This is a genomic window from Niveispirillum sp. (assembly GCF_052437035.1).
Taxonomy (GTDB): domain Bacteria; phylum Pseudomonadota; class Alphaproteobacteria; order Azospirillales; family Azospirillaceae; genus Niveispirillum.
Genome location: NZ_JBQVOH010000005.1, coordinates 262,107 through 287,253, shown reverse-complemented (window position 1 = coordinate 287,253; position 25,147 = coordinate 262,107). Strand labels below are relative to the sequence as shown.

Sequence of the window (25,147 nt, the reverse complement as noted above, 5' to 3'; positions counted from 1 at the left end):
TGACTTCGTCGTGAATGCGGATCGACTTACAACGCTTCCGCGCCGGAGATGATTTCGATCAGTTCCTTGGTGATCGAAGCCTGGCGGGTGCGGTTGTAAATCAGGGTATACTTCTTGATCATCTCGCCGGCGTTGCGCGTGGCATTGTCCATCGCGGTCATCTGCGCACCGAAGAACGACGCGGCGCTCTCCAGCAATGCAGAATAGACCTGGATGGCCAGGTTGCGCGGCAGCAGGTCGGCCAGGATGGCCTCTTCGCTCGGCTCGAACTCATAGACGGCGCTGGCCTCGGTGGCCGTGTCGCTTGCAGCCTCGGGTGCCGCAAAGGGCACCACCTGCTGCAGCGTCACGATCTGGGTCATCGCCGACTTGAACTTGTTATAGACGATGGTCGCCACGTCGAACTGGCCGGCATCGAACAGCTCCAGGATCTTCGCGGTGACGCGGTCGGCGTCGGCGAAGGAGAGCCGCTTCTTGCCCACCTCTTCGAAAGAGGCGACGATCAGCGAGGGGAACTCGCGACGCAGCAGGTCGCGGCCCTTGCGGCCCACGGTCAGCAGCTTAACGGTCTTGCCTTCGGCCTGCAGGCGCAGGATGGCGCGACGCGTCTCGCGAACAACGGAGCTGTTGAAACCACCGCACAGACCACGGTCACCGGTCATCACCACCAGCAGGTGGGTCTGATCGCTGCCCGTCCCGGTCATCAGGCGGGGGCCACCCGGACCACCAGCCACGTTGGCCGCAAGCGAAGCCAGCATCCGGCCCATGCGTTCAGCATATGGCCGGCCGGCCTCGGCCTGCTCCTGGGCGCGGCGCAGCTTGCTGGCCGCGACCATCTTCATGGCCGACGTGATCTTCTGCGTCGACTTGACGCTGGCGATCCGGTTTCGGATGTCCTTCAAGCTCGGCATGACACGCTCTCAATGAGGCCCCTTGCGGGAGCTTGGATCAGGCGAAAACCTTGGTGAAGCCTTCGAGGAAAGCCTTCAGCTTCTCTTCGGTTTCCTTGGAGATCGCCTTCTCGGTACGGATCGCGGCCAGGATGTCGGCGCCCTTGGCCCGGATTTCGTCCAGGAAGCGGGCTTCGAACCGGTTCACGTCGTTGGTTGCGACCTTGTCCAGGTAGCCCTTCACACCGGCGAAGATCGACACGACCTGCTCTTCCACGGGCATCGGCTTGAACTGGGGCTGCTTCAGCAGCTCCGTCAGGCGCGCACCGCGGCTCAGCAGACGCTGGGTCGTGGCGTCCAGATCGGAAGCGAACTGCGCGAAGGCAGCCATTTCACGATACTGGGCCAGTTCCAGCTTGATGGTGCCGGCAACCTGCTTCATCGCCTTGATCTGTGCAGCGGAACCCACGCGGGACACCGACAGACCGACGTTAATGGCAGGACGGATGCCGCGATAGAACAGGCCCGTTTCCAGGAAGATCTGTCCGTCGGTGATCGAGATCACGTTCGTGGGGATGTAGGCGGACACGTCACCGGCCTGGGTCTCGATGACCGGCAGGGCCGTCAGCGAACCATTGCCATTGGCGTCGTTCAGCTTGGCGGCGCGTTCCAGCAGGCGGCTGTGCAGATAGAACACGTCGCCGGGATAAGCTTCGCGGCCCGGCGGACGGCGCAGCAGCAGCGACATCTGACGGTAAGCAACGGCCTGCTTGGACAGATCGTCATAAACGATCAGGGCATGCATGCCATTGTCACGGAAGAACTCGCCCATGGCCGCACCCGTGTAGGGGGCCAGGAACTGCAGCGGCGCCGGCTCGGAAGCGGTGGCGGCCACGACGATGGAATATTCCATCGCGCCGTTCTCTTCGAGCGTCTTCACAATCTGGGCCACGGTGGAGCGCTTCTGGCCCACGGCGACGTAGATGCAATAGAGCTTCTTGGACTCGTCGTCGCCCTTGTTGATACCCTTCTGGTTGATGAAGGTATCCAGAGCAATGGCGGTCTTGCCGGTCTGACGGTCACCGATGATCAGCTCGCGCTGGCCACGGCCGACGGGCACCAGGGCGTCAATCGCCTTCAGGCCGGTCTGCATCGGCTCGTGCACCGACTTACGCGGAATGATGCCCGGGGCCTTCACTTCCACGCGCTGACGGGTCACGTCGGTCAGCGGGCCCTTGCCATCGATCGGGTTGCCCAGACCGTCCACAACGCGACCCAGCAGGCCACGGCCCACCGGCACCTCAACGATGGCGCCGGTACGCTTGACGACGTCGCCTTCCTTGATGGTACGGTCGGAACCGAAAATCACCACGCCGACATTGTCGGTTTCGAGGTTCAGGGCCATGCCCTTAACCCCGCCGGGGAATTCAACCATCTCGCCGGCCTGGACCTTGTCCAGACCATGGATACGGGCCACGCCGTCACCGATGGACAGAACCTGGCCCACTTCGGCGACATCGGCTTCGTTGCCGAAGTTCGCGATCTGCTGCTTCAGGATCGCGGAAATCTCAGCGGCGCGGATTTCCATTATCCAACCCCTTTCATGGCGAGTTTCAGCTTATTGAGCTTGGTGCGCACGGAGCTATCCACCATGCGGGAACCGATTTTAACGATCATGCCGCCGATCAGCGAGGGATCGACCTTCACATCCAACTTCACGTTGGAGCCTTCGCTCTTGTTCAGAGCGGCGGCGAGGTCGCTCCACTGCGCATCCGTCAGCGGACGAGCAACGGTGACGCGCGCCGTGCTTTCGCCACGGCGGCGGGCCAGTTCGGCCAGATACCCGTCGATCATGCCCGGAAGGGCGAAGAGGCGGCGATTGCGCGCCACCAGCCCCACGAACTTCCGCACGAGTTCCCCGATGCCAGCCGCAGCCAGGACGGCTTCCATAGCGCGTTCCTGTTCGTTGCGGGCGAGCAGCGGGCTGCCGATCAAGCGGCGGAGGTCCGCGCTTTCAGCGAGCAGAGCCTTGATGGACGTCAGATCCTGGGCCGTCTGGTCCAGGGCCTGCTGCCCATCCGCGAGATCGAACAGAGCGCTCGCATAGCGCGAGGCGAGTTCGGAGACGCCAGTCCCTTCGGTTGCCACTGGTAACCTCGGTTAAAGTCCGTGGACCTGAATAATTTCAGGACGTTAGCAATGATCGGCCATCCCGGAGGAGAACCCACCGGTGTCGAGCGAGCGAGCATGTAACACAGCCATAGCCCCTACGCAACAGCGCGCCTGTGGATTGGGGGTATGCGGTTTTGCACCGCTTCCCTTGGATTTGGCCAGCAACCGCGCCGCTTTACGACCTTCGTCGCATCATTACGCTGTGCAGTTGCGAAATGGCTTTTTCCCAGCAGGCAGCCAACCTGACCTTCCGCATGCCCTATGCTTTTGGACTGCCAGGGATTAAGGCCGCATTAAGGGTGCGGGAGCAGGCTGGCCCCAGGTGCGGAGATACCCGTGCCACCAAAGTCCGAGGCTATGCCATGTGCGTCATTCTGCCCTTTGCCCGCCAGCGTTTCACCCCCATGGACATGGTCGCCTGGAAATCCATCCTGGCCGACCGGCGCCGCCGTGGCCTGTGGCAGCGCATGGAAAGGTCCAGCACCCGTGAGCGCGACTGGATTCTCGTCTGGCTGCCGGGCCTGAAGGACCCCAGCCTGCGGCTGGAGCGCGATGTCCAGGGCACCTACCGCCTGTCCTTCCATGATGGCCAGGGCTGGTTCCAGTTCCGTCAGGGGCCGGAAATTATCGACTGTCTGGCCCATGTGGAGCCGACGGACCGCCTGCACCCGGCTGCGCGCAGGGCGGATTAAACACCCCCGCCCACCACGCGCAGACGACCACTCCATATAGTTATGTCGACGGGCAGGCGGGCGATGGTGTCGCCATCGCCCTGCACCGGTTCGGCCACCGGCCCCTCAATCCGGGCGGCGATGGCCGGCAGGATCAGGACGCCCGACCGTCCGGGCAGCAGACCCAGGGTCATCGCGCCGGCATAGATCAGCGCCGCAAGCCGCCCCGGCCTTGTGAACAGCACCGCATGCAGCACCGGCTGCTCCAGCCGCACTTCCGGGGCCAGCACGAAGGTTCCGGCATAAAAATGACCCTTGCACAGGATACAGCTGACCGCCCTGTGCCGGCTGATCCCGCCATCAGGCGCCGTTAGCGTCACCTCATAATCCAGCGCCGGCCCCGCCAGGATTTCCCGCAGACCGCCCAGCGCATAGGCGCCCTTGCCGATCCGCCGCTTCAAGGCCGGGTCAATCCCCGCCACCACGCGGGCATCCATCCCCACCCCGGCCATCATGGTGAACAGCCGGCCATTGGCCATGCCGGCATGAACCATCCGGGCAGGCCCCAGGGCCAGTTGCCGCCCGATTCGCACCGCCGATCCCGTCAGGCCCAGTTCGTGGGCCAGGACATTGGCCGTGCCCAACGGCACCACACCCAGCGGCGGCAGGTCGGACAGGCCAGAGGCGGCCATGCCGTTCACCACTTCATTAATGGTGCCGTCCCCACCGGCAGCCACAATGACATCAGCCGTATCTGACCGGGCCAGATCGCGGGCGATGGCGGTGGCGTGGCCCGCCGCATCGGTTGTGTGCAGCGACACCACCGCCCCGGCATCGGTGGCGGCGGCCATCACCTGCTCCACCAGCCCTGGCCGGCGGCGGCCCGCAACGGGATTGAAGATGATCGCCACCCGGCGATCCAGCCCATGTGACATTTCCAGTACATCTCCATGAAGGGACGATGAAGTGGCAATGTAATATTGATGACAGTCTGGAGAAGTTTTCGCGGATGTGGCACTAATACTCATTAGAGACACTGACAGTACACCAGATGAAGCGGTATAGAACGGCGCGATCCGCTATGGCTAGTCTTTAATTCATGGCGGACGATTGGTGGTTGGGTTGACCGGCGGTGGGGGAACATATGCTGGGCGACGGGGACGTGCTGCGCTATCGCGCCATCTGGCTGTCGGACATCCATTTGGGGACACGTGGATGTCAGGCCGACATGCTGTTGGATTTCCTGAAAAATACCGAATCCGATGTGCTGTATCTGGTCGGCGATATCGTCGATGGCTGGCGGCTGAAGAAAAGCTGGTACTGGCCACAGTCGCATAATGATGTGGTGCAGAAAATCCTGCGCCGCGCACGCAAGGGCGCCCAGGTCTTCATGATTCCCGGCAATCATGACGAGGCGTTCCGCGACTATATCGGCCTGCAATTCGGTGGCGTGACCATCCTGGAGGACACGATCCACACGGCGGTGGACGGCAAACGCTATCTGGTCATCCATGGCGACCAGTTCGATGCCGTGGTCCGCTACGCCAAGTGGTTGGCCTTCGTGGGCGACACGGCCTACACGTTCCTGCTCTGGCTCAACACCCTGTTGAACAAGGCGCGGCGCAGGCTGGGTTTTCCCTATTGGTCGCTATCCGCCTACTTGAAGCACAAGACCAAGAAGGCCGTTGAATTCATCGGCGATTATGAGACCGCCCTGACCGACGAGGCACGCCGGCGGCAGGTGGACGGGGTCATCTGTGGCCATATCCACCATGCCGAGATGCGGGACATGGATGGCGTGCTTTACGTGAACGATGGGGATTGGGTCGAATCATGCACCGCACTGGTGGAACATCCCGATGGACGGCTGGAGATCCTGCGCTGGGCGGATATTGTCGCCGCCCGGCAGGCGGTGAAGGTAGCGGCGTGAAGCTGCTGATCGTCACGGATGCCTGGCATCCGCAGGTCAATGGCGTCGTGCGCACCCTGACGACGACGCGGGCCGAACTGGAACGGCTGGGACATAAGGTGGAGGTGATCGCCCCCGACCGGTTCCGTACCATCCCCATGCCGACATACCCGGAAATCCGCCTAGCCCTGGCGCCCGGCCGGCGCGTGCGGCAGATGATCGAGGAGGCGCAGCCCGACGCCATCCATATCGCCACCGAAGGCCCACTGGGATTCGCGGCCCGGCGGTACTGCCTGAAACACAAGCTGCCCTTCACCACGGCCTATCACACGCGGTTCCCGGAATATGTGCGCGACCGCGCGCCGGTACCGCTGTCCCTGTCCTACGCCTTCGTGCGGCGGTTCCATGCGCCGGCCCATTCGGTGATGGTGGCGACAGCCAGTATCGAGGCCGATCTGGAAAGGCGCGGCTTCACCAATATCCGCCGCTGGTCGCGCGGGGTGGACACCGACCTGTTCCACCCTGGCCCCAAGGACCTGTTCGCCCATCTGCCACGCCCCGTCTTCATCTCCGTGGGCCGGGTAGCGGTGGAGAAGAATATTGAGGCGTTCCTGAGCCTGGACCTGCCGGGATCGAAGGTCGTGGTGGGCGATGGGCCACAATTGGCCGAGTTGAAGGCCAGATATCCGGACGTCACCTTCGTGGGCGCCAAGCATGGCGAGGATCTGGCCCGGCATTACGCCGCCGCCGATGTCTTCGTCTTCCCATCCCGCACCGACACGTTCGGGCTGGTGTTGCTGGAGGCGCTGGCGTCGGGCCTGCCGGTTGCGGCCTTCCCCGTGCCGGGGCCGCTGGATGTCATCAGCGACAGCCCGGCGGGGGTGTTGAGCGAGGATTTGCGCGGGGCGTGTTTACAGGCGGTGGGCATCGACCCCACGGTCTGCCGCGACCATGCGCTGGGCTTTTCCTGGCAATCCTGCGCTCAGCAGTTTCTGGCGAACCTGCGGCCCTTCACGGCAGAGGGGCTGGCGGATCAGGCGGCTTGAGGGGCGGGGCGTTGTGCCCTCACCCTCCCGTCGGTTGGCGCCGACGGGAGGGTGAGGGAGCAACAGCGCCAAACGCCCCCTCAATCCTCTTCCTTCACCCGCTCCATATCGGCACCACAGGCGGCCAGCTTGGCTTCCACCCGCTCATACCCGCGATCCAGGTGGTAGATGCGGTTGACGGTGGTTTCCCCCTGCGCCGCCAAACCGGCCAGCACCAGCGACACCGAGGCACGCAGGTCGGTCGCCATAACCGGCGCCCCCGTGAGCTTCGGCACGCCACGCACCAGGGCGGACGAGCCATGGACAGTGATGTTGGCGCCCATGCGGGTCAGTTCCGGCACATGCATGAAGCGATTCTCGAAGATCGTCTCCGTGATCATCGAGGCGCCCTTGGCCACGCACATGAGGGCCATCATCTGGGCCTGCAGGTCGGTGGGGAATCCTGGGAACGGCTCCGTCATCACATCAACGCCGACCAGATCACCATTGGCGGCAACCAGCAGGCCGTTGGCGGTCTCCGTCACCTTCACATTGGCGCCGGCCAGGGTCTTCACCACCGCCTTAAGGTCGTCCATGCGGGCGCCGACCAGCTCCAGTTCCCCGCCCGTGATGGCGGCAGCCATGGCGAAGGTGCCGGCCTCGATCCGGTCGGGCAGAACGGCATAGGTGGCGCCATGCAGCCGGTCCTTGCCCTTGATCACCAGACGGTCGGATCCGATCCCTTCGATCTCCGCACCCATGGCGATCAGGCAGCGGGCCAGATCACCGATCTCCGGCTCCCTCGCCGCATTCATCAGGATGGTTTCACCCTTGGCCAGCGTGGCGGCCATCATCAGGTTTTCGGTGGCCCCCACCGACACCTGCGGGAACACGAATTCCGCACCGACCAACCCGCCTTCCGGCGCCTTGGCCAGGATATAGCCGCCTTCGATATCGATCTGCGCACCCATGGCCTGGAGGCCCTTGATATGCAGATCGACGGGGCGGGTGCCGATGGCGCAGCCGCCGGGCAGCGACACCTTGGCCTGACCGAACCGGGCCAGCAGCGGGCCCAGCACCAGCACACTGGCGCGCATCTTGCGCACCAGATCATAAGGGGCGGTCAGGTTGAAGATGTCGGCCGCATCCAGTTCCACCGACCGACCGGATGAGCCAAACGCATCGCGGCCATTGATATGCACCTCCACCCCATGCTGGGCCAGCAGGCGGTTCATGGTGGTGATATCGGCCAGCAGCGGCAGATTGGTCAGCGTCAGCTTCTCATCCGTCAGAAGGCAGGCCGCCTGCAAAGGCAGGGCTGCATTCTTGGCGCCGGAAATGGTGATCTGACCCTTCAGCGGGTTGCCGCCGCGGATGCGAAGCTTGTCCATGGAATGTTCGTTTCGTCAGAAGAGGTATTGGAGCGCGGCCCTGACCATGGGCCGCGATGATGGCGGATCAGGGGCGGACGATCACAGCCGCGCCAGGGTGACGCCGCGCTGCTTCATATATTTGCCGGCCCGGTCGGCATAGGACACCTCACACGGGGAAGCGCCCTGGAAGAACAGGAACTGGCACAGGCCCTCGTTCGCGTAGACCTTGGCCGGCAACGGCGTGGTGTTGGAAATTTCCAGCGTCACATGCCCTTCCCATTCCGGTTCCAGCGGCGTGACATTCACGATCAGGCCGCAGCGGGCATAGGTGGACTTACCCAGACAGACGACCAGCACATCGCGCGGAATGCGAAAGTATTCCACGGTCCGTGCCAGCACGAAACTGTTGGGCGGGATGACGCAGACATCGGTCTCGCGGTCGACAAAGCTGGTGGCATCGAACTTCTTGGGATCGACCACGGCATTGTCGATATTGGTGAAGATCTTGAACTCCGGGGCGACGCGCGCGTCATAGCCATAGGAGGAGAGGCCGTAGGAGATCACGCCCTCGCGCTTCTGCGCCTCCACGAACGGCTCGATCATGCCGTGTTTGGTGGCCTGTTCGCGTATCCAGCTGTCGGGCATAATCGGCATGTCGGTCCCCACGTCCCCAATGAGCCGCACCGCCCATCCATGGGGCCGGCGCGCAAGACCTTGTAGCCCAGCGCTATCGCTCACTCAAGCCGTGGTGTCGGGCATCTGTCCTTCGGCTGGGTCGGGGCCAAGGGCGCGTTCCATGGCCTCCTGCGCCTCACGCGCCCGGTCCTGATCCTTGCGGCGGCGCAGATTATCGCGCAGCGCCTGGGCCAGACGGTCCTTGCGCTCATCCTTCTTGGGCGGTGTGCTGGTCATGGTCCTGTATCCCTGGGGCGGAAATGGCTGGATTGCTGGCCTTTTCGCACTTGCACGTCAAGTATGCGGAAAAAATCGATAGGTCCGGGATTTTTTTGCTTGCGGTCCGGGGGTTGGAGTGGCACATAGCCGCCCACCGCAGCGGCGACGACGCAGCGGTGATGCGGATGAAGGCGCTGCCATAGCTCAGTCGGTAGAGCGCGTCCTTGGTAAGGACGAGGTCGCTGGTTCGATTCCAGTTGGCAGCACCATCCCCCGCTCAAAACAAAAACCCGCCCGCCTTCACTGGTACGGCGGGTTTTGTTTTTTGGCTTTCGTTTATTCCCTCAGGCGCCGGGCGGGCGCACCCGCGCCCTTGGCTTGACAGCGCACGTGCCGCGCGGCGGCAGTCGCCGCCGTTACAGCCACCCGACCAACGATAGCGTCAGTGATCCGACCCCTGCAGGATCTGGCGGCGCATGCCCGTCTCATATTCCAGGCCTTCGCGCGTCAGGGTCACCGACATCGGGAAATTGCCGATGATCAGGCCCTTGCGTTCCAGCACCGTCCAGGGCGCGATGTTGCGCAGGCCGGTGGCGTCCTGGGCATAGACCAGCCAGGGACCTAGATGGAAATGGTTGCCATGGCTGGTGAAGGGCAGTTCCATCACCTCCACGGCCCCATCGCCAACAGGACGGGTGATGTCCTCAAACTCCGCCAGGGCCTGGAACAGGGTCAGGGTCTTCAACTGCAACGGGTTCAGGTTCAACGGGTTCTTCTTGGCGGCCATCAGGCGCAACTCCGGTCTAAGATCAGTTTGCGCAGGTTGAAGCCCGTTTGTGAGGCATCGTCAAGCGCGCCCGTGTCAGCTATGAAGAAGTGGCACCCCTTTCGACGGATGTCGCCTGTATGCCGCACCTTTCCCGCCGCACCACGCCCGCTGCCCTGGCCTTGTCGCTGACCCTGTTCACCACGCTGCCGGCCCTGGCCGATCTTCAGGCGGGCCGCATCGCCTTTTCCGCCGGCGACTTCGCCACGGCCTTCAAGGAATTCAACGCCGTCGCGGAAACCGGCGACAGTTCCGGCCAGTACCTGGCCGGCGAGATGCTGATCCAGGGGCGCGGGGTGACAAAGGATGTGCGGCGCGGCGTGACCTTGCTGGAGGCATCGGCCCGCAACGGCCATGTCGGGGCGCAGAGCATGGTGGGCGCGCTCTATGCCTTCGGGCAGGACATGCCCGCCGATTATGCCAAAGCGCTCAGCTTTTTGCGGCCCGCCGCACAGGCCGGCGATGTACATGCCCAGAATAATCTGGCCGCGCTGACCTATTTCGGGCTGGGAACACCGCGCGACATCGTGGAGGCCCTGCATTGGGCTAAGCGCGCCTCATCCAAGCGGCTGGTCGCGGCCATCAAGCTGGAGCAGGAGATCGAATCGCAAGCGACGCCGGAGCAGATCAAGTCGGCGGTTGAGCGGATGACGCAGCCCCTGTCGCCACCAGCACCCGTGCCTGGCCCCACGCCAACGGCACAGATTGCCGCCGCCACCGCCCCTAAACCCGCAGCAGCGCCGCCCAGCAAGCCGGAAGCGAAGCCTGCGACGGCAGCGGCGACGCCGGCCCGTACGGCCCCGGCAAAGCCTGAACCGGCACCGGCGCCCGTCTCGCCACCACCGCCCCCTCCCCCGCTCGCCACGGCTGTCCCAGCAGCGGCACCAACACCTGCCGCGCCGGCACCCGCCAACATTGCCGATGCCGCTCCCGTGGCCCCCAACACCGTCCCCATCTCCCGTCCGGCCCCGAAGCCGGCAGCACCCGCGCCCGCGCCGACACCACCACCACCGGCCCCCGTACCTGTCGCCGCCCCGGTGGCGGGCGGCTGGGTCATACAGGTCGGGTCCCTGCCGTCGCGGGAGGAAGCAGAGAAACATTGGAAGGTCATCGCCGCCAAACAGTCAGGCCTGCTGGGTGGGCGTCAGCCCAGCATGGTCCAGGCCGATCTGGGGGCCAAGGGCATCTATACCCGCGTCTTCCTGACCGGCTTTGCCGATCAGGCATCAGCGGCGGGGCTGTGCGCGAAGCTTAAGGCCGCCGGCACGGATTGTCTGGTCAAGAAGGGTCCCTGATCCGGCCCGCCAACGCTAGCAGGGCGCCCGCGAACAGCATGCCGCAGATCAACCAGGCCTGCCACGCGCCATAGGCGAAACATTGGGTGAAGATGGCGGCCCCAAAAAGGGCCAGCGCCATGGGCCGGATCGTGTGGTCCAGCCGCGTCAGCCGGCGCAGGATGGCCAGCAGCAGCAGACCCACCAGGGCCGCCCCAATCCAGCCCAGTTCAAGGCGCACCTGCTGAAACAGGTTATGGGGATGCACGGGCAGGATGGGCACCGGCCCCACGCCCGGTAGGATAAAGGCCCCGCCCGTGCCCGGCACGGCGCGCGACCCTTCCAGCCCATACCCGATCCAGGGTTGGTCACCCAGACGCCCGGCCACGAAATCCCAGGTCAGGATGCGGTGGCGGAAACTCAATGGCATCCAGTCCGCGTCGGCCAGTCCCGCCTGCTTCATCCAGATGGCAATAGGACCGCACAGGGTCAGGCCGGCCACGATCCCCACCGCCAGCAGGCCCGCCGTCGCCCGCCAGGACAGGCACGCCATGCCCAGCAGGATCAACAGCCCCAAAAGGGCCGCTACCGAGGATTGGCTGGTGCTGTCAGTCACCAGCAGCAGCGGGAGAGCCAACGCCGCCGCCGCCAGCCGGCGACGCCCCAGCCGCCAGAGCAGCAAAGCCACCGGCCCCGCCATCAATGCCAGCAGCAGGGATGCCCGGTTGAGATCGCGTTCGAAATCCAGCGCTTCCTTGCCGGACCCGGCGAATAGGTGCTGGATCGGCTGATCAAACAGCAGTTCGATGGCGAGCAACGCCGCACCCACCGCCACCGCCGGCAGCAGCCAGCGCGCAATCCGCCGTGCCGCCGCGTCGGACAGGGAGGGCAGCAGCGACAGAAGGCAAAGGCCGGGGATCCAGATGTAAAGGAACCCGGCCCAGGCCGTGATCCCCTTGCTGCCCCCCCGGTCCAGAACAGGCTGGCCCCGGACCAGACCAGAAACAGAGCCAGGGCCGCCGCGACAAACCGGTCGGGCCTTGGGTAATGGCGCCGCCAGACCGACAGGCCGGTGAACAGGATGGCCAGCGCCGTCACCGCCGGCGCCAGCGCCAGCGGGATCAGCGGCACGAAGACCGCCATGATCAGAACGCCGAAAAAGATGAAAATCGAAGTGAAGGCCGGGTCTTGCCCGTCCTGTGCCATCGCCATGATGCGCCGTCCCTGCCCAAAGTCCGCAGCGCCCCTTACACAACTGCATAAACCGGCGTCCGGCAGAAGCGAAGCGCAATCCGCTCTACGAATTGCCGCACCCATGCCTATATGGTGGGCCTGACCGTTAACCGTTCCCGGAACGAACCACCATCATGGCCGATCTGCCGCTGATCCCGCTGTCCAACCGCACCATCATCGCCGTCGGCGGCGATGACCGTATCAGCTTCCTGCAGGGGCTGGTGACCAACGACGTCACCAATCTTGAGGGCAAGGCTGTCTGGTCCGCGCTGCTGACGGCGCAGGGCAAATATCTGCATGATTTCATCATCCTGGCCGACGGGGACCGCCTGCTGCTGGATGTGGAGGCGGGGCGGCGGGACGATCTGATCCGCCGCCTGCGCATGTTCCGCCTGCGGGCCAAGGTGGACCTCACCGACCTGACGGGACAGTTCGCCATCTTCGCCCGGCTGGATGCGGCACAGGCGGAGCGTGGAACGGTGACAAGGGTCGAGGGCGGCTGGCAGATTGTCGATCCGCGTCAGGCCGGCCTGGGCCACCGCCTCATCCTGCCAGTCAACACGGTGGCCACCGGCGATTTCGCCGACTGGGATCGCACGCGGATGACCCTGGGCATCCCGGACGGCAGCCGTGACCTGATACCGGAGAAGTCCATCCTGCTGGATAATGGCTTTGACGAGCTGTCGGGCGTGGCCTGGAACAAGGGCTGCTATGTGGGCCAGGAACTGACGGCACGCACGAAATATCGCGGGCTGGTGAAAAAGCGGCTGCTGCCGGTGCAGGTGACCGGCCCCCTGCCTGTTGCGGGGACCATCGTCAACCGCGATGGCGCGGATGTCGGTGAAATCCGGTCGGGACATGATGATCTGGCCCTGGCCCTGATCCGCCTGGACGCCTTGTCGGGGGAGGTTCCGCTGCTGTGCGGTGGGGCAACATTGGCACCGATGCCGCCTTCCTGGATCAATCTGCCCCGAACGGAAGGCGATATGCCAACGAATGGATGAAGTTGGCACAAGAATTGGTTAGTCTCTGCCGCGATTGACCCAATATGAAGCGGCGGGGAGGCAATATGGAGCGGGGCACGGGATCGCGGCTGTCGTCGCTGCGCAATCTCAGCACCGCCGTTGCCCTTGGCGCGACGCTGATTGTCGGCGGGCTGGCGGCCGGCGCCACCTTTCAGATGGCGCAGTTCCAGGTGCAGTCCGGCAGCATGGAAGTGCCGGGCGACCAGCTGGCCAAGACCAGATTGCTGATCGATTTTCAGGACCGCATGGGCCATGGCGGCTTCCTGTCGGCGCTGGCGCAGTTCGCGGAAACCGGCAATGCCGAGGCGCGGGCTGAAATGCGCACCAGCCTGGAGGCCGCCGATCAGGCCCTACGCGGATTGCAGGGCAAGCGCCTGACGCCGCAGGAGCTGGAACTGGCCGCCGATCTGAAGCGGTTGCTGGATGGCGCGCGCCGCGCCCTGGAATCGGCGAATAGCGGCCCTGCCGCCCTGGGCCAGACCACGCCCATCATCCTGCTGACCCGCTATGCCGCCCTGGCCGACCGCATTGATCAGCGCTCACGCGGGCTGCACGCGGTGGAACTGGCCCGGCTGGAGGAGGTTGCGACTCGCGGCCTGTGGCTGGGCGGGGCCGCCGTTCTGGTGCTGGTGGGCACGCTGTTCGCCTTCCTCTCGCTGATGGGCGCGCGCGTGCTACGGCCCTTGCGCGAACTGACAGGGGCTGTGAATGGTGTGGCGCGCGGCGACTGGCGCGCCCCCGTCTGGGGGGCAGAGCGGGAGGATGAGTTCGGGGATCTGGCCCGCGCCATCGACGGCTTCCGCAAACAGGCCGCCGAAATTCCCGACATCTCCGTCGCGACCGAGGATGGCCGCCTGCGCCTGAAGTTCGAAGGTGATTACGCCGACCTGTTCGAAGCGCTGACCGCCCGGCTGCGCGGGGCCGGCGGGTCGCTGGCCATGCTGGGCAATGATGTCAGCCGTATCGTGGGCGACACCAAGCAGCAGTTGAATGACACGCTGGGGCAGGTGAACCAGCTCTGTTCAGCCGCCGTGCGCACCGTGACGGAAAGCAACCGCGAAATCCGGCAGGCCACGGAGATGCTGGGCCATGCCGTGGCGCAGGTCCGCGCGTTTGACAGCGGTGATGGTCAGGTCGGCCTGGACGATATTATCGACGCCCTGCGCGCCAATGCCGACCATCTGGCCGATACCGCCGCCAAGACCGAAACCAAGGTCATCGAAACCCTGGGCAGCCTGTCGGAAAGCGACAGCGACATCCGTCTGGCCACCGTGGAGGCGCGCGACGCCGCCAAGGCCCTGTCGCACTCCATGGAAGAAGCGCAGCAGGGCCTGCTGTCGGCGGTCAAGCTGCTGCGCGCCTCGGGCGACCTGCTGGCCAGCACCGTGGATCAGACCGGGTCGCGCATCACGCGGGCCGCCGACAGCATGGAAGAGGGCGAAAAGGCGCTCTACGCCACCCTGGGCGGCGTCACCAGCCGCTTTGACGAGGCGACGGAAAAGGCCGCCGCCCGTCTGGAGGATGCCGGCATGCAGGTGTCGCGCGCCGCCGACCTTCTGGACGATCGCTCATCAGAGATCAGCTACAAGCTGGAAACGGCGCTGGACAGCATGAACCATGCCCGCACCACCCTGCAGCAATCGGCAGAGATCGCCGAGGACATGACGCGCGGCAAGCTGGAACCGCTGGCCGACCAGTTCCAGGATATCCAGTTCCGATTCTCCAGCCTGATGGCCGATGTCTCCGACCGGGCGGACAGCATGGCCGACGCCGTCGATGCCCTGCGCCTGACCAGCGACGGGCTGCGGCAGGAGTTTGAGCGCCGCCGGGTGGAGCCGGGCCAGCATGAAGCCATTGCCGACCTTCTGACCCGCATGCGCGGCAGCGCCACGCAGATCGGCGACCGGGTGAAGGAGATTGGGGAGACGGCGGGACGTCTGGCGCAGAGCCTGACGGGCGGCGTTGATGACGCCACCGCCCGCCTGCGCGATCTCACCTCCGACCTGCGGCAGGAAACCAAGGCCCTGTCGTCGGAGGCCCATATCGCCACCACCACCCTGTCGCGCACCGTGGGGCAGCAGGAACGGCTGCTGGCCGACATGAAGGATGTCGCCGCCGAACTGGACGCCCAGCGAGACCGGGACAATACCCCGCAGGCTCTGATCGACCTGACGGGCGGCCTGCGCGCCGCCATCGAGGCGGTGCATGCCCTGGTGGCCAGTGCCGACAACCGCGAGAAGGTGGCCGTGGATCAGGCCATGGGGCTGGTCGACAAGTTGCAGCAGCGCATCCTGAATATCGAGGGCATGGCCGGTGGCCTTGCCGCCGCGACCGAGGCGCTGCACGCCCTGGCCGCCTCCGACAATGCCGGGCGGGAGCGGGAGAATGCCGACCTTCTGGCCATCGCCAACGCGCTGAAAGCCCGTCTGGACGGGATCGACCGGCTGGGCGACCGGCTGGACAGCACAACGGATAGCGTGCGCGCCGTTCTGGAAGAAACCCGTGGGCGCGAGCGCACCGATCTGTCCATCGTGTCGGAACTGACGCAGAACCTGCGCGAGCGGGTGCTGCGTCTGGATGGTCTGTCGGTGGACCTGTCGCGGGCCATCGACATGCTGCGTTCGTCGTCCCGCCAGAGCGAGAATGCCAGCGCCAACGCCGCCCGCGACCTGGGCACCCGCTTGGCCCAGATCGCCGATCAGCTGCGCGGGGCCGCCGGGGGCGTGTAACCCGGCATGAGTGAGTAATCTTCGCTTTCCTCGACTTCCGACACTATTTGCAGTCAAGGAGAAACAACTATCAATACCGGGGGTCATTCAGGCGCCATATTCGTCCACGCGGGGTCCGGAAGGGCTTCGGTGAAATCCAGCGCGTCCACGATCGATTCGCAGCCGGCGGCTGTCAGCGCGCGGACAGCCGGTGCATAAGCCTGAGCTGCGATGAGCCCAACCGTCTCGGGAAAGCGGCCACGCGCTTCGTCAATGGCGAGTACGGGAACCTCTGAAACCCGACCGCCACCAGACGTCGTCAACACGGCCACCACCGCGACCCCCTTCAGCCGCAGCCACGCGATCAAGCGGGGCGTGGTCATACCTGCCCCGAAAAGGATGACGGACTGCCCCGCCGGCACCAGGGTGGCGAGATCGTCCTGCACCCTCAAGGTGGGAATGGGATCGCCGACCGCGCGACCAGCCATCTGGGTACGGGCAAGGATGGCATCGGACAGTTTGGCATCCTCTCCCAACCGTTGCGCCAACATTTCCTCAATTTCCGGGGTCAAGGCGTCGCGTGTGAGAACCGGATCAGTGCGATTGCGATGGATGGGGGCAAGCGGCTGAAGCCCACGGCCTGCATAAACACCATCCATCAACATGGTTACATGATCCGATGGCGCGGCGACGACGCCATGCGCATCCATCGCCGCTAATGCGGCTTCCGCCGTGCCGGCAGGGTGAAAGTAACGGCATTGCGGATTTTCGCTAAGCACCGAGCTTACAAAAGTTCGCAATGAGTTATCTCCGCGCAGCGGACCATCGGCGGGGGGCCAATACCCCCGCGCGACAACATAGCGGTACCAGGACAGCACCCGTTGAACAGGGGGACGTATGGTCGTCACCCACATGAACGGACCTGCCCTCGCCCCCGGCAGGCGGGCCCAGATATCGGACGCCGGCAGATGCGTGGAATAATGGCTATCGAAAGCCCCAGGTGCCGAGAAGGCGGCGTCCAGATGCGCGAGGGTCTGTCGTTTCTCGTAAAAAGTGGTCAATCGGCCCGGTCCGTCCAGGCGTTGCAAGTACCATAGAAGGGAAGTACCCGCATTCTTGGGCACGTGCAGGTGAAAGACAGGCGGCTGATGGCTTGGGCGAGAGCGTTTTTCAGTCGTCATTAACCCTGCGCCCATGTGATAAAATCAATGCTGATGACAGTAAAACCCAAAAGTACCACATGCCCGTTCGAGGGCGCAGGAACAATTCCGACATCCAGCTGTTGATTTCACACGGGTCCAGAAGTCCACCGGACCCGTGTGCAAGGAAAGCAGAAGGAGACGCACCATGCGCTCGCAACTGATTGGTGCCGCCACCCTGACGGCCCTGCTGCTGGGGACCGCTGCCATGGCCCAGACGGTACCGCCCGGCACCACTGAGCCCGTGCCCCCGGTTCCAGGGACCACAGAACCAGGTCAGGTGGGCGAACCGCCCGCCGCCATAATGCCCGAACGCGATACGCCGCCCAGCATTCTGGCCGAACCGCGCCCCGGCATCGACCGCACCTCTGCCGAGCGCCTGCTTGGCCGAACCGTGATCGGTGCCGATGGCAAGGAACTGGGTGAGGTCGAGGATGTGATCCTGAATGCCAGCAGCGGCGACGCCGAGAAGCTGGTCATCGCGTCCGGCGGTTTCATGGGTCTGGGCGAGAAGAACGTCGCCGTCGATATCAGCGACGCCGACATGCTGGCCGGGAACAACCATATCCAGGTCCGAAACCTGACCACAGCGCAGTTGGATCAGATGGCAGCGTTCGAATATGGCAAGAACACCCGTTCCCTGATCCGACCCAATAAATAAGCGGCTGCCAGGGCCACGAAACGCCAGCGTCCCAGCCTGCCCCCGGCCCACCCCCTCCTGGGCCGGGGGCTTTTTTGTGCGGTCTATTATGCTGTGCGTGCCAGGAATACGGGGGATGCTTTCGTGAAGGGGCCGTCCAACAATGACGGAATCCGCGCACCTGCTGGCACGCTGTTCCCATAAACCCATAGAACAGGGATACGGGAACATGAAACGGATGAAGCATCTTCTCGCCGCGATCCTGGCCATCGCGGCGCTGGGTGGTGGCATGGCGGCGCAGGCCCATGGCATCTGGTTCGCGCAGCGGGCCAAGCAGACGGCCCTGATCTATGGCGTCGGCGCCGACGATCTGGACATGGTGAAGCGCCTGGGCCTGATCACCGGCACCTATGGCTATGACGCGGACTGGGCCCCGGTGGGCGCTACCTTGCGCGCCGCCGGCCCCATTGTCGTGGTGGATAGCGAGGCGCCGACGGTTGCCGTCGCCGCTGCCATGGATAACGGCCTTTGGTCGCGCCTGGCTGATGGGAAGTGGGTGAAGGGCGGACGTGATACAGTCCCGGATGCCGTACGGGCGGAACGCACCATGAAGTTCGCGGTCCACCTGACCGGCACACCCAACGCCCCCATTCCCGTTCTGCCCGAGCAGCTTTTGCAGATCGTTCCTGTCGATAAGACAATCCCGGCAGAGATGGGCAAGCCGCTGACGATCCGTGTTCTGTACAAGGGAAAGCCGGTCAAAGACGCTGAGGTCAAGCATGACTATGTCAATGATCCCGACCAAGCGCCGGTAAAGACCGACAAGGATGGCGTCGCCACCATCAAGGTTCGCAATCAGGGCCTGAACGTGCTGGCTGCCACCTATGTCGGCCCCGCCGACAATCCCAAACAGGTGGACCATGTCGAATATCTGGCCACCCTGTCCTTCGTGCTGGCCCACGCGCCGGAATAAGGAGATCAGGATGAAGCACCCGATGATCCGGCTGGCGCTGGCCGCCACCCTGACCCTGTCGCCGCTAGCCGCCCTGGCCCATGGCGACACCACGCCCAAGCATGGCGGCATCGTCCAGATGACGGGCGAAACATTGATCGAACTAGTGGCCGGCGCCGACGCGGCCAGTATCTATGTCAGCGAGGAGGACGAGCCCGTCCCCAGCGCCGACCTGACCGCTACCATGACCATCATGGATGCGGGCGGGAAGCGTCAGGTGAACCTGACGCCCGCCGCCGGCAACCGCTTCGACGCGCCGGGCGTAAAGCTGACCAGTGGGGCCAAGGTGGCGGTGATGGTGGTCAACAAGGCCAGCCAAGCCCGCTCCATTCTGTCCTTCACCGTCAAGTGACGGGGCGGGCGATGCGGCTGCTCCCCTTGTCATTGACCAACGGGGGCGGCCGCGCCGTCCCCCTACTTGTCGCGGCCCTGCCCTGGCTGGTGATCCTGGCCCAGCTGATCTGGGCACCCCATGCCATGGCGCATGGCGTGTCAGAGGAAGACCGATCCTTCATCGAGGATGCGCAGGGTGTGCATGTCATCCCTTATATCTATCTGGGGGCCAAGCACATGGTCACCGGCTACGACCATCTGCTGTTCCTGGTGGGCGTGATCTTCTTCCTTTACCGGCTGCGTGACGTCGCTGCTTACGTCACCCTGTTCGCGGTCGGTCATTCCACCACCCTGCTGCTGGGCGTTCTGGCCGACATCCGGGCCGATGCCTATATCATCGACGCCATCATCGGCCTGTCGGTGGTCTACAAGGCGCTGGACAATCTGGGGGCCTTCAAGACCTGGATGGGTTTTCAGCCCAATACCAAGGCTGCCGTCCTGATCTTCGGCTTCTTCCACGGTTTCGGTCTGGCGACCAAGCTGCAGGAACTGTCGCTGTCGCCTGACGGGCTGCTGGCCAATCTGGTCAGCTTCAATGTCGGGGTGGAGATTGGGCAGTTCATGGCCCTGTGCCTGATCCTGATCGCCATGAATGCCTGGCGCACAACGCGCAGCTTCAACCGTTCCGTCCTGCTGGCCAATGGCGCGCTGATGGCCGCCGGCCTGACGCTGGTGGGATATCAATTGGCCGGCTATGCCACCCAATCCGCCTGAGGGGGATCAACGATGACCGATATAAGCGTGACACCTTATCAGGCCTCGCCCCGCGCCCTGATTCGGGCCGGGCTGGGGGCCGTGGCGGCCTCTGCCCTGGTGCTGACCCTGTTCGTGCTGCCGGCTGAATATGGGATCGACCCGACGGGGGCCGGTAACGCCCTGGGCCTGACCAGGCTGGCCGGCGGCGGGGGTGAGGCAGCGGAACCGGCACCCACCGCGCCCGTTGCCACACCGGTGGCCCCCGGCACCCCGACACCGGCGGATATCGCCAAATCCACCGCCATGCGCAGCGACCGCCAGGAACTGATCCTGCCGCCCCATTCAGGGGCGGAAGTTAAGGCCCATATGGCGCAGGGCGATCATTTCATCTTCCGCTGGCAAGCGACGGGCGGGCAGGTGCGGTTCGACATGCATGGCGAACCACCCAATGCGAAGGAGGGCGAATTCTCCAGCTACTGGAAGGCCAAGGACCTGGACAGCGCCCAGGGTGCCTTCACGGCCCCCTTCACCGGTACCCATGGCTGGTATTTCCGCAATCGCGGCGACACGCCGGTAACTGTGGTGGTGGAGACAGCTGGCTTCTACCAGGACCTGTATCTGCCACCGGCGGAGTGAGCGCGACTGCGCTCACCCTTTCGCCGCACGAACGCCCAGCATGTGGCAGATGGCAACCGTCAGGTCGGCGCGGTTCATGGTGTAGAAGTGGAACTGCTTCACACCATGCTTTTCCAGATAGCGGCACTGTTCAATGGCGACCGTGGCGGCAACCAGATGCCGGGTCTCCGGTGCCTCGTCCAGCCCGTCGAACAGGTCGCGCATCCAGGCGGGGATGGCGGTATTGCACTTCTCCCCCATTTCCGCCGCCTTGGTGAAGTTCAGAATCGGCAGGATGCCGGGGACCATCGGTACATCAATGCCGGATGCTGCGGCCTTGTCGCGGAAGCGCAGGAAGGCGTCCACATCAAAGAAGAACTGGCTGATGGCGCGGTTGGCCCCTGCATCGACCTTGCGCTTCAGATTGTCCAGATCGACCTGGGCGCTGGGCGCTTCGGGATGCACTTCCGGGAAACAGGCGACGGAGATGTCGAAATCGCCGATGCGCTTCAGACCCGCCACCAGATCGGCGGCATAGGCATAACCGCCAGGATGCGGTTCATACCCACGCCCGCCCAGGCCGCCGGTACCATCGGCACGCGGCGGCGGATCACCGCGCAGGGCCACGATATGGCGGATGCCGGCGTCCCAGTAATTGCGCGCAATCTCGTCGATCTCTTCCTTGGTCGCCGCCACACAGGTCAGGTGGGCGGCGGCGGGAATGCCGGTTTCGGCCTGGATGCCCGTCACGGTGGCGTGGGTGCGTTCGCGCGTCGATCCACCGGCGCCATAGGTGACCGACATGAAGGCCGGGTTCAGCGGCGCCAACCGGCGGATGGCCGTCCACAGATTCTCATGCATCTTCTCCGTCTTGGGCGGGAAGAACTCGAAACTGACGGTCAGGTCGCCGGGGGCGGTGATCAGCGGGGCCGGGTTGGCGGCGGCATCCATCAGGGCGCTCAGGCTCATGGGACTATCCTTCAGGCGACAGCCAGCGGACGGGACCGCGTGGCAGGGGCATCGGTGCGGGTAGCCCGCCAGATGCAGACAGTAAGGGGATCACCCGGCAGGGTGACGACGGGATCGGGGCGCATGCCGGCCCGGCGCAGCCAGCCGGAGACTTCATCATCGGTGAAGCCCAGGCGGCGATGCGCGTGCTGTTCACGCAGATATTCAAGATTATGGCGGGCGAAATCGACCACCAGCATGGTGCCGCCGGGGCGCAGGACCCGTGCCGCCTCGGCCAGCGCATCGGCCGGTTCCTCGGCATAATGCAGCACCTGATGGAAGATCACGGCATCCTGGCTCTGCCCGGCCAGGGACAGCTGATACATATCGCCCAACCGCACCTGACAATGACGCAGGCCCGCCTGTTCCAGGTTGACGCGGGCAACCGCCAGCATCTCGCGCGAGGCGTCAACGCCCAGGCCGCGCGAAATCCGCTCCCCGAACAGTTCCAGGATGCGGCCCGTACCGGTGCCGACATCCAGCAAATCCTCCACACCCGTGGCCGGCAGCAGCGACAGCAAGGCCGCCTCCACATCACGCTCCGGCACATGCAGGCCGCGCATCTCGTGCCAGCGGGCGGCGTTCTCGCTGAAATACTTGTCCGCCGCCTGTCGCCGCCCCTGCTTGATCAGGTCCAGACGTTCCAGGTCCAGGCCCAGCCCCTCATCATCGCCGGGAATGGCATCGACCAGGGTACGGGCCAGTTCGGCAACCGGGCCACGTTCGGCCAGCCGGTAATAGGCCCAGATACCCTCACGGAACCGCTCCAGCAGCCCCGCCTCGCACAGAAGCTTCAGGTGACGGGAGACGCGCGGCTGGCTTTGCCCCAGGATCTGGGTAAGCTCCGTCACCGTCAGTTCGCCATGGGCGCAGAGCGACAGCAGCCGCAACCGCGTCGGCTCCGCCGCTGCCTTTAGCGCATTCAACAGGAATTCCATGCGACCCGACCCGTTCCTTGTTCGGATCAAGATATAAAGATATCTTTATGTCTGCGCAAGACCCGATCCGGCGCAGCGAACGTATCGGCCCCGCGCCGAACGCGGTTCACAACGACAATGCCATCGCGATATGGCTTTTGCGCCGCAGATCGGACGCAATTGCCGGCTATCCATGAGCATGACAAATGGTTAATGCCATGGATAACCGGACGTGATGCGCGTCACTGCCGATGGCCCGGCCACCGGAAATGATGACGCCAAGTGCAAAAAGGATTGATGACGTGACCATGCAGACCCAAAACCGCCGTTCGCCGCTGGCCGCTGCCGCATTCTGGATGCTGGCCGGTGTGGCCGCCGTCGCGGTGCCGGTTCTGGCCCCCACTGCCGTGCAGGCCCAGGCCGCCAAGGGCCAGGCCTCCGCCGACTTCGTGCAGGGGCTGGGCGACAAGGCCATTGCCACCCTGGCCGACCCGAAGGTCAGCAAGGATCAGGCGAAGGCCGTGTTCCGCGACCTGCTGAACCAGAATTTCGACATCAACACGATCAGCCGCTTCGTGCTGGGCCGTTACTGGAACCTCGCCAACGACGCCCAGAAGAAGGAATACCAGACCCTTTTCGAGCAGATGATCGTTGAGGTCTATGCCGAACGTTTCAGCCAGTATGCGGGCGAGAAGTTCAAGGTGGGCGGCGCCCAGGCCTCGGGCGAGAATGACGCTATCGTCACCTCGCAGGTGCTGCGCCCCAACGGCCAGCCGCCCGTGAACGTGTCCTGGCGCGTGCGCTCCAAGGATGGCAGCTTCAAGATCATCGACGTGATCGTGGAAAACGTGTCGATGAGCGTGACGCAGCGGTCGGAATTCGCCAGCCTGATCGAAAGCAATGGCGGCAAGTTCGAAGCCCTGCTGGATGCGCTGCGCCAGCGTATTCAGACGGCGGCCGTGAAGTAACGGTACAGCCTGGACGTTTGTTTGTGCTATGTGACGGGTCCGTTCCGGTTGTCCGGGACGGATCTTTTTCATTGGCGCCGGGTGGCGATGCTTCGCGAGTTCCTGATCAGCCTGCGCACGCGCTGCGCACCCGCGTTCGTGCGGCTGGGATACCGCTATGCCGCCGTTGCTTGTGTCGGGCGTGCGGCCCGTTGCGCCGCCGCCTGGGCCCCGCATCAGGAAAGCACGCGACGCCGCATCCTGACCGCCATGGCAGAGGCCCCGGCGGGTTGCAACACGGCGGTGATCCTGGGCGCTGGCCCTTGTCTGGACCTGCCCATGGCGGAACTGCTGTCACGGTTCCGGCGGGTGCTGCTGGTCGATATCGCCCACCCCCCCGCCGCACGCGAACTGGCCCGCCGTCATGCGGCCATCGAACTGCTGGATTACGACCTGACGGGGGTAGCAATCGCCCTTGCTAATGGCAGCACGCAGGCCCCGCCCACCCCATCCTGTACCGTCTGTCAGGATGATGGCGATGTCGGGCTGGTCGTATCGGCCAATCTGATCTCGCAATTGCCGCTGGTGCCGCTTCGCCAGGTGGACAAGCGCTGGCCCAGCACCGACCTGCCTTCCTATGCCCGCTCCATTATCAGGGCCCATATCGACCATCTGCGCGGATTTGACTGCCCGACCCTGCTGATCGGCGACGTTCAGCGGCGGGTCATTGATCCCGATGGGCGGGTGACGGAGATGGAGGACCCGCTGTTCGGGGCCGACCTGCCGGCAGGCGAAATGGAGTGGGACTGGACGGTGGCGCCGGTCGGTGAACTGTCCAACGGCTGGTCCATTATCAACCGCGTCCGCGCCGTACGGATCGACCGCGCCTATTGCGTGGCGTCGTAACGCGCCATGATGGCGTCGTAGGTTCCGTCGGCCTTTACCCGGCGCAGCGCGTCGTTGAACCGGGCCACCAGGGCCGGATCGCGGAAGGCCGCACAGTAGAGGTTGGGCGGAAACAGCCGGTGTTCCACGATCGGCAGGCTGCGGACAGGATCACCGCCCGCCGCCAGTACCTGTCCGATATGATATTGCAGCACCCGCGACTCGCCGATCAGCACATCATAGCGACCGAAAAGCAGCCCCTTGGCCTGCAGGGCCTGCACAGGCTCCTCCCGGTAATCCTCCGAGTTTGCCACGGCTGCGGCAAATTCAGCGCCCAGCACCTTGGACGCCCGCTGAAAGGCCAGCACCCGCAGCCCCGTCAGGTCACCGGGGGTTTCAAGCTGGATATTGCGCGATATCAGAGTGATCGCCACGTTGCGATAGGTGATGTAGCTGTCGGTCAGGATCAGACCGTCCGGCGGCGGACCCACCACGGGTGCGAAACCATCGATGGTCCCCTCCCCCGCAGCCAGGGCCAGACGGGCATTGGAACCGATATAGGGCTCCATCTCCATCCCGGCAGCGGCGAAGATGGCGGCCAGCAACTCATACTCCACCCCCCGCAGTTTCCCGTCCGGCGTCGTTTCCACCAGGGGTGCTGCCTCCCGCAGGCCGAACCGCACCTTTTCCGCCCGCGCCGTGAGGGCACAGGACAGAAACAGCATGCAGAGTAGGGGCAGCATAAAATGCCGGCGCATGGGATGAACCGTTGCGGAAGGCTTGAAAGGATTAACCTTTAACAGCCTAACAAATTGCGGCGGCGAAGGAATGCGCG

26 protein-coding genes and 1 tRNA gene are annotated in these 25,147 nt (G+C 64.6%); 14 read left to right on the top strand and 13 right to left on the bottom strand.

All coding sequences use genetic code 11. From position 1 onward, the window contains the following. Positions 1-26: 26 nt before the first annotated feature. From ACT6Q8_RS15050 to ACT6Q8_RS15040, 3 genes are read right to left on the bottom strand one after another with little or no spacing between them, the layout of a single operon-like run. Positions 27-911 (bottom strand): F0F1 ATP synthase subunit gamma, encoded by an 885-nt coding sequence (locus tag ACT6Q8_RS15050; protein WP_444733442.1) that lies wholly within the window; start codon positions 909-911, stop codon positions 27-29. 37 nt (positions 912-948) lie between these two features. Continuing rightward, positions 949-2,478, bottom strand: a complete 1,530-nt coding sequence (gene atpA, locus ACT6Q8_RS15045; protein ID WP_054170207.1) for a F0F1 ATP synthase subunit alpha — start codon at positions 2,476-2,478, stop codon at positions 949-951. After that, on the bottom strand, positions 2,478-3,038 hold the full coding sequence (locus ACT6Q8_RS15040; RefSeq protein WP_444733441.1) for a F0F1 ATP synthase subunit delta: 561 nt from the start codon (positions 3,036-3,038) through the stop codon (positions 2,478-2,480). Before ACT6Q8_RS15040 ends, atpA begins: the two co-directional genes overlap by 1 nt. Before the next feature lie 386 nt (positions 3,039-3,424). Between ACT6Q8_RS15040 and ACT6Q8_RS15035 the strand changes: the two genes are divergently transcribed. Beyond that, positions 3,425-3,754: a hypothetical protein gene (locus ACT6Q8_RS15035; protein ID WP_054170209.1), complete on the top strand. Its 330-nt coding sequence runs from the start codon at positions 3,425-3,427 to the stop codon at positions 3,752-3,754. Here the strand turns inward: ACT6Q8_RS15035 and ACT6Q8_RS15030 are convergent. Continuing rightward, positions 3,751-4,668: a diacylglycerol/lipid kinase family protein gene (locus ACT6Q8_RS15030; RefSeq protein ID WP_444733440.1), complete on the bottom strand. Its 918-nt coding sequence runs from the start codon at positions 4,666-4,668 to the stop codon at positions 3,751-3,753. The two genes, ACT6Q8_RS15035 and ACT6Q8_RS15030, sit on opposite strands and share 4 nt — an antisense overlap. Before the next feature lie 209 nt (positions 4,669-4,877). Here ACT6Q8_RS15030 and ACT6Q8_RS15025 point away from each other — a divergent pair, with 209 nt between their 5' ends. Both ACT6Q8_RS15025 and ACT6Q8_RS15020 read left to right on the top strand, forming a co-directional pair. Continuing rightward, complete coding sequence (locus tag ACT6Q8_RS15025) at positions 4,878-5,663, top strand: UDP-2,3-diacylglucosamine diphosphatase (protein ID WP_444733439.1); 786 nt, start codon at positions 4,878-4,880, stop codon at positions 5,661-5,663. Continuing rightward, positions 5,660-6,688, top strand: a complete 1,029-nt coding sequence (locus tag ACT6Q8_RS15020) for a glycosyltransferase family 4 protein (protein ID WP_054170212.1) — start codon at positions 5,660-5,662, stop codon at positions 6,686-6,688. The genes ACT6Q8_RS15025 and ACT6Q8_RS15020 overlap by 4 nt, the downstream gene beginning before the upstream one ends. Positions 6,689-6,768: 80 nt before the next feature. Here ACT6Q8_RS15020 and murA read toward each other — a convergent pair whose 3' ends face one another. The 3 genes from murA to ACT6Q8_RS15005 all read right to left on the bottom strand — a co-directional run bounded on the left by murA (position 6,769) and on the right by ACT6Q8_RS15005 (position 8,952). Continuing rightward, the gene (gene murA / locus ACT6Q8_RS15015; RefSeq protein ID WP_054170213.1) at positions 6,769-8,058 is read right to left on the bottom strand and encodes a UDP-N-acetylglucosamine 1-carboxyvinyltransferase; all 1,290 of its coding nucleotides are present in this window, start codon (positions 8,056-8,058) and stop codon (positions 6,769-6,771) included. Positions 8,059-8,139: 81 nt separating this feature from the next. Continuing rightward, positions 8,140-8,694 (bottom strand): dCTP deaminase, encoded by a 555-nt coding sequence (dcd, locus tag ACT6Q8_RS15010; RefSeq protein ID WP_054170214.1) that lies wholly within the window; start codon positions 8,692-8,694, stop codon positions 8,140-8,142. A gap of 84 nt (positions 8,695-8,778) precedes the next feature. Beyond that, positions 8,779-8,952, bottom strand: a complete 174-nt coding sequence (locus ACT6Q8_RS15005; protein WP_188595103.1) for a hypothetical protein — start codon at positions 8,950-8,952, stop codon at positions 8,779-8,781. Positions 8,953-9,127: 175 nt separating this feature from the next. Here ACT6Q8_RS15005 and ACT6Q8_RS15000 point away from each other — a divergent pair. After that, positions 9,128-9,203: transfer RNA gene (locus ACT6Q8_RS15000), tRNA-Thr, on the top strand. Between the two features lie 173 nt (positions 9,204-9,376). Here the strand turns inward: ACT6Q8_RS15000 and ACT6Q8_RS14995 are convergent. Then, on the bottom strand, positions 9,377-9,721 hold the full coding sequence (locus ACT6Q8_RS14995; protein ID WP_054170298.1) for a hypothetical protein: 345 nt from the start codon (positions 9,719-9,721) through the stop codon (positions 9,377-9,379). A gap of 119 nt (positions 9,722-9,840) precedes the next feature. Here ACT6Q8_RS14995 and ACT6Q8_RS14990 point away from each other — a divergent pair, with 119 nt between their 5' ends. Beyond that, a complete protein-coding gene (locus tag ACT6Q8_RS14990; RefSeq protein ID WP_444733438.1) occupies positions 9,841-11,055 on the top strand; it encodes an SPOR domain-containing protein in 1,215 nt (404 codons plus the stop codon). Here ACT6Q8_RS14990 and ACT6Q8_RS14985 read toward each other — a convergent pair. After that, on the bottom strand, positions 11,039-12,295 hold the full coding sequence (locus ACT6Q8_RS14985; RefSeq protein ID WP_444733437.1) for an O-antigen ligase family protein: 1,257 nt from the start codon (positions 12,293-12,295) through the stop codon (positions 11,039-11,041). The genes ACT6Q8_RS14990 and ACT6Q8_RS14985 overlap by 17 nt on opposite strands. A 106-nt stretch (positions 12,296-12,401) precedes the next feature. On the opposite strand from ACT6Q8_RS14985, the gene ygfZ reads away from it, so the two are divergent. Beyond that, a complete protein-coding gene (ygfZ, locus tag ACT6Q8_RS14980) occupies positions 12,402-13,271 on the top strand; it encodes a CAF17-like 4Fe-4S cluster assembly/insertion protein YgfZ (protein ID WP_444733436.1) in 870 nt (289 codons plus the stop codon). A 65-nt stretch (positions 13,272-13,336) separates the two neighbouring features. After that, on the top strand, positions 13,337-16,021 hold the full coding sequence (locus ACT6Q8_RS14975) for a HAMP domain-containing protein (protein WP_444733435.1): 2,685 nt from the start codon (positions 13,337-13,339) through the stop codon (positions 16,019-16,021). A gap of 83 nt (positions 16,022-16,104) precedes the next feature. Here the strand turns inward: ACT6Q8_RS14975 and ACT6Q8_RS14970 are convergent, their stop codons facing one another. After that, complete coding sequence (locus ACT6Q8_RS14970; protein ID WP_444733434.1) at positions 16,105-17,181, bottom strand: hypothetical protein; 1,077 nt, start codon at positions 17,179-17,181, stop codon at positions 16,105-16,107. A gap of 166 nt (positions 17,182-17,347) precedes the next feature. On the opposite strand from ACT6Q8_RS14970, the gene ACT6Q8_RS14965 reads away from it, so the two are divergent. The 5 genes from ACT6Q8_RS14965 (at position 17,348) to ACT6Q8_RS14945 (ending at position 20,576) form a co-directional block, all read left to right on the top strand. After that, complete coding sequence (locus ACT6Q8_RS14965; protein WP_444733433.1) at positions 17,348-17,860, top strand: PRC-barrel domain-containing protein; 513 nt, start codon at positions 17,348-17,350, stop codon at positions 17,858-17,860. 208 nt (positions 17,861-18,068) lie between these two features. Beyond that, complete coding sequence (locus ACT6Q8_RS14960; RefSeq protein WP_054170299.1) at positions 18,069-18,812, top strand: DUF4198 domain-containing protein; 744 nt, start codon at positions 18,069-18,071, stop codon at positions 18,810-18,812. Between the two features lie 10 nt (positions 18,813-18,822). Then, positions 18,823-19,203 (top strand): hypothetical protein, encoded by a 381-nt coding sequence (locus ACT6Q8_RS14955; RefSeq protein ID WP_156344870.1) that lies wholly within the window; start codon positions 18,823-18,825, stop codon positions 19,201-19,203. 11 nt (positions 19,204-19,214) lie between these two features. Beyond that, positions 19,215-19,958 (top strand): HupE/UreJ family protein, encoded by a 744-nt coding sequence (locus tag ACT6Q8_RS14950; RefSeq protein WP_082372681.1) that lies wholly within the window; start codon positions 19,215-19,217, stop codon positions 19,956-19,958. A 12-nt stretch (positions 19,959-19,970) separates the two neighbouring features. After that, positions 19,971-20,576 carry a hypothetical protein gene (locus ACT6Q8_RS14945; RefSeq protein WP_054170222.1) on the top strand — a complete coding sequence of 202 codons (606 nt, stop codon included), beginning with the start codon at positions 19,971-19,973 and terminating at the stop codon, positions 20,574-20,576. A 12-nt stretch (positions 20,577-20,588) separates the two neighbouring features. On the opposite strand, the gene metF is transcribed toward ACT6Q8_RS14945, so the two are convergent. After that, the gene (gene metF, locus ACT6Q8_RS14940; protein ID WP_082372682.1) at positions 20,589-21,524 is read right to left on the bottom strand and encodes a methylenetetrahydrofolate reductase; all 936 of its coding nucleotides are present in this window, start codon (positions 21,522-21,524) and stop codon (positions 20,589-20,591) included. An 11-nt stretch (positions 21,525-21,535) separates the two neighbouring features. Then, a complete protein-coding gene (locus ACT6Q8_RS14935; RefSeq protein ID WP_444733432.1) occupies positions 21,536-22,501 on the bottom strand; it encodes an ArsR/SmtB family transcription factor in 966 nt (321 codons plus the stop codon). Between the two features lie 287 nt (positions 22,502-22,788). Here ACT6Q8_RS14935 and ACT6Q8_RS14930 point away from each other — a divergent pair, with 287 nt between their 5' ends. Together ACT6Q8_RS14930 and ACT6Q8_RS14925 are read left to right on the top strand one after the other, a co-directional pair. Further along, the gene (locus ACT6Q8_RS14930) at positions 22,789-23,448 is read left to right on the top strand and encodes an MlaC/ttg2D family ABC transporter substrate-binding protein (RefSeq protein ID WP_054170224.1); all 660 of its coding nucleotides are present in this window, start codon (positions 22,789-22,791) and stop codon (positions 23,446-23,448) included. Positions 23,449-23,535: 87 nt separating this feature from the next. Beyond that, positions 23,536-24,333, top strand: coding sequence for a hypothetical protein (locus tag ACT6Q8_RS14925; protein WP_054170225.1), 798 nt, complete (start codon positions 23,536-23,538; stop codon positions 24,331-24,333). Here ACT6Q8_RS14925 and ACT6Q8_RS14920 read toward each other — a convergent pair. Further along, a complete protein-coding gene (locus tag ACT6Q8_RS14920) occupies positions 24,315-25,070 on the bottom strand; it encodes a transporter substrate-binding domain-containing protein (RefSeq protein WP_082372683.1) in 756 nt (251 codons plus the stop codon). The genes ACT6Q8_RS14925 and ACT6Q8_RS14920 overlap by 19 nt on opposite strands. Positions 25,071-25,147 lie beyond the last annotated feature (77 nt).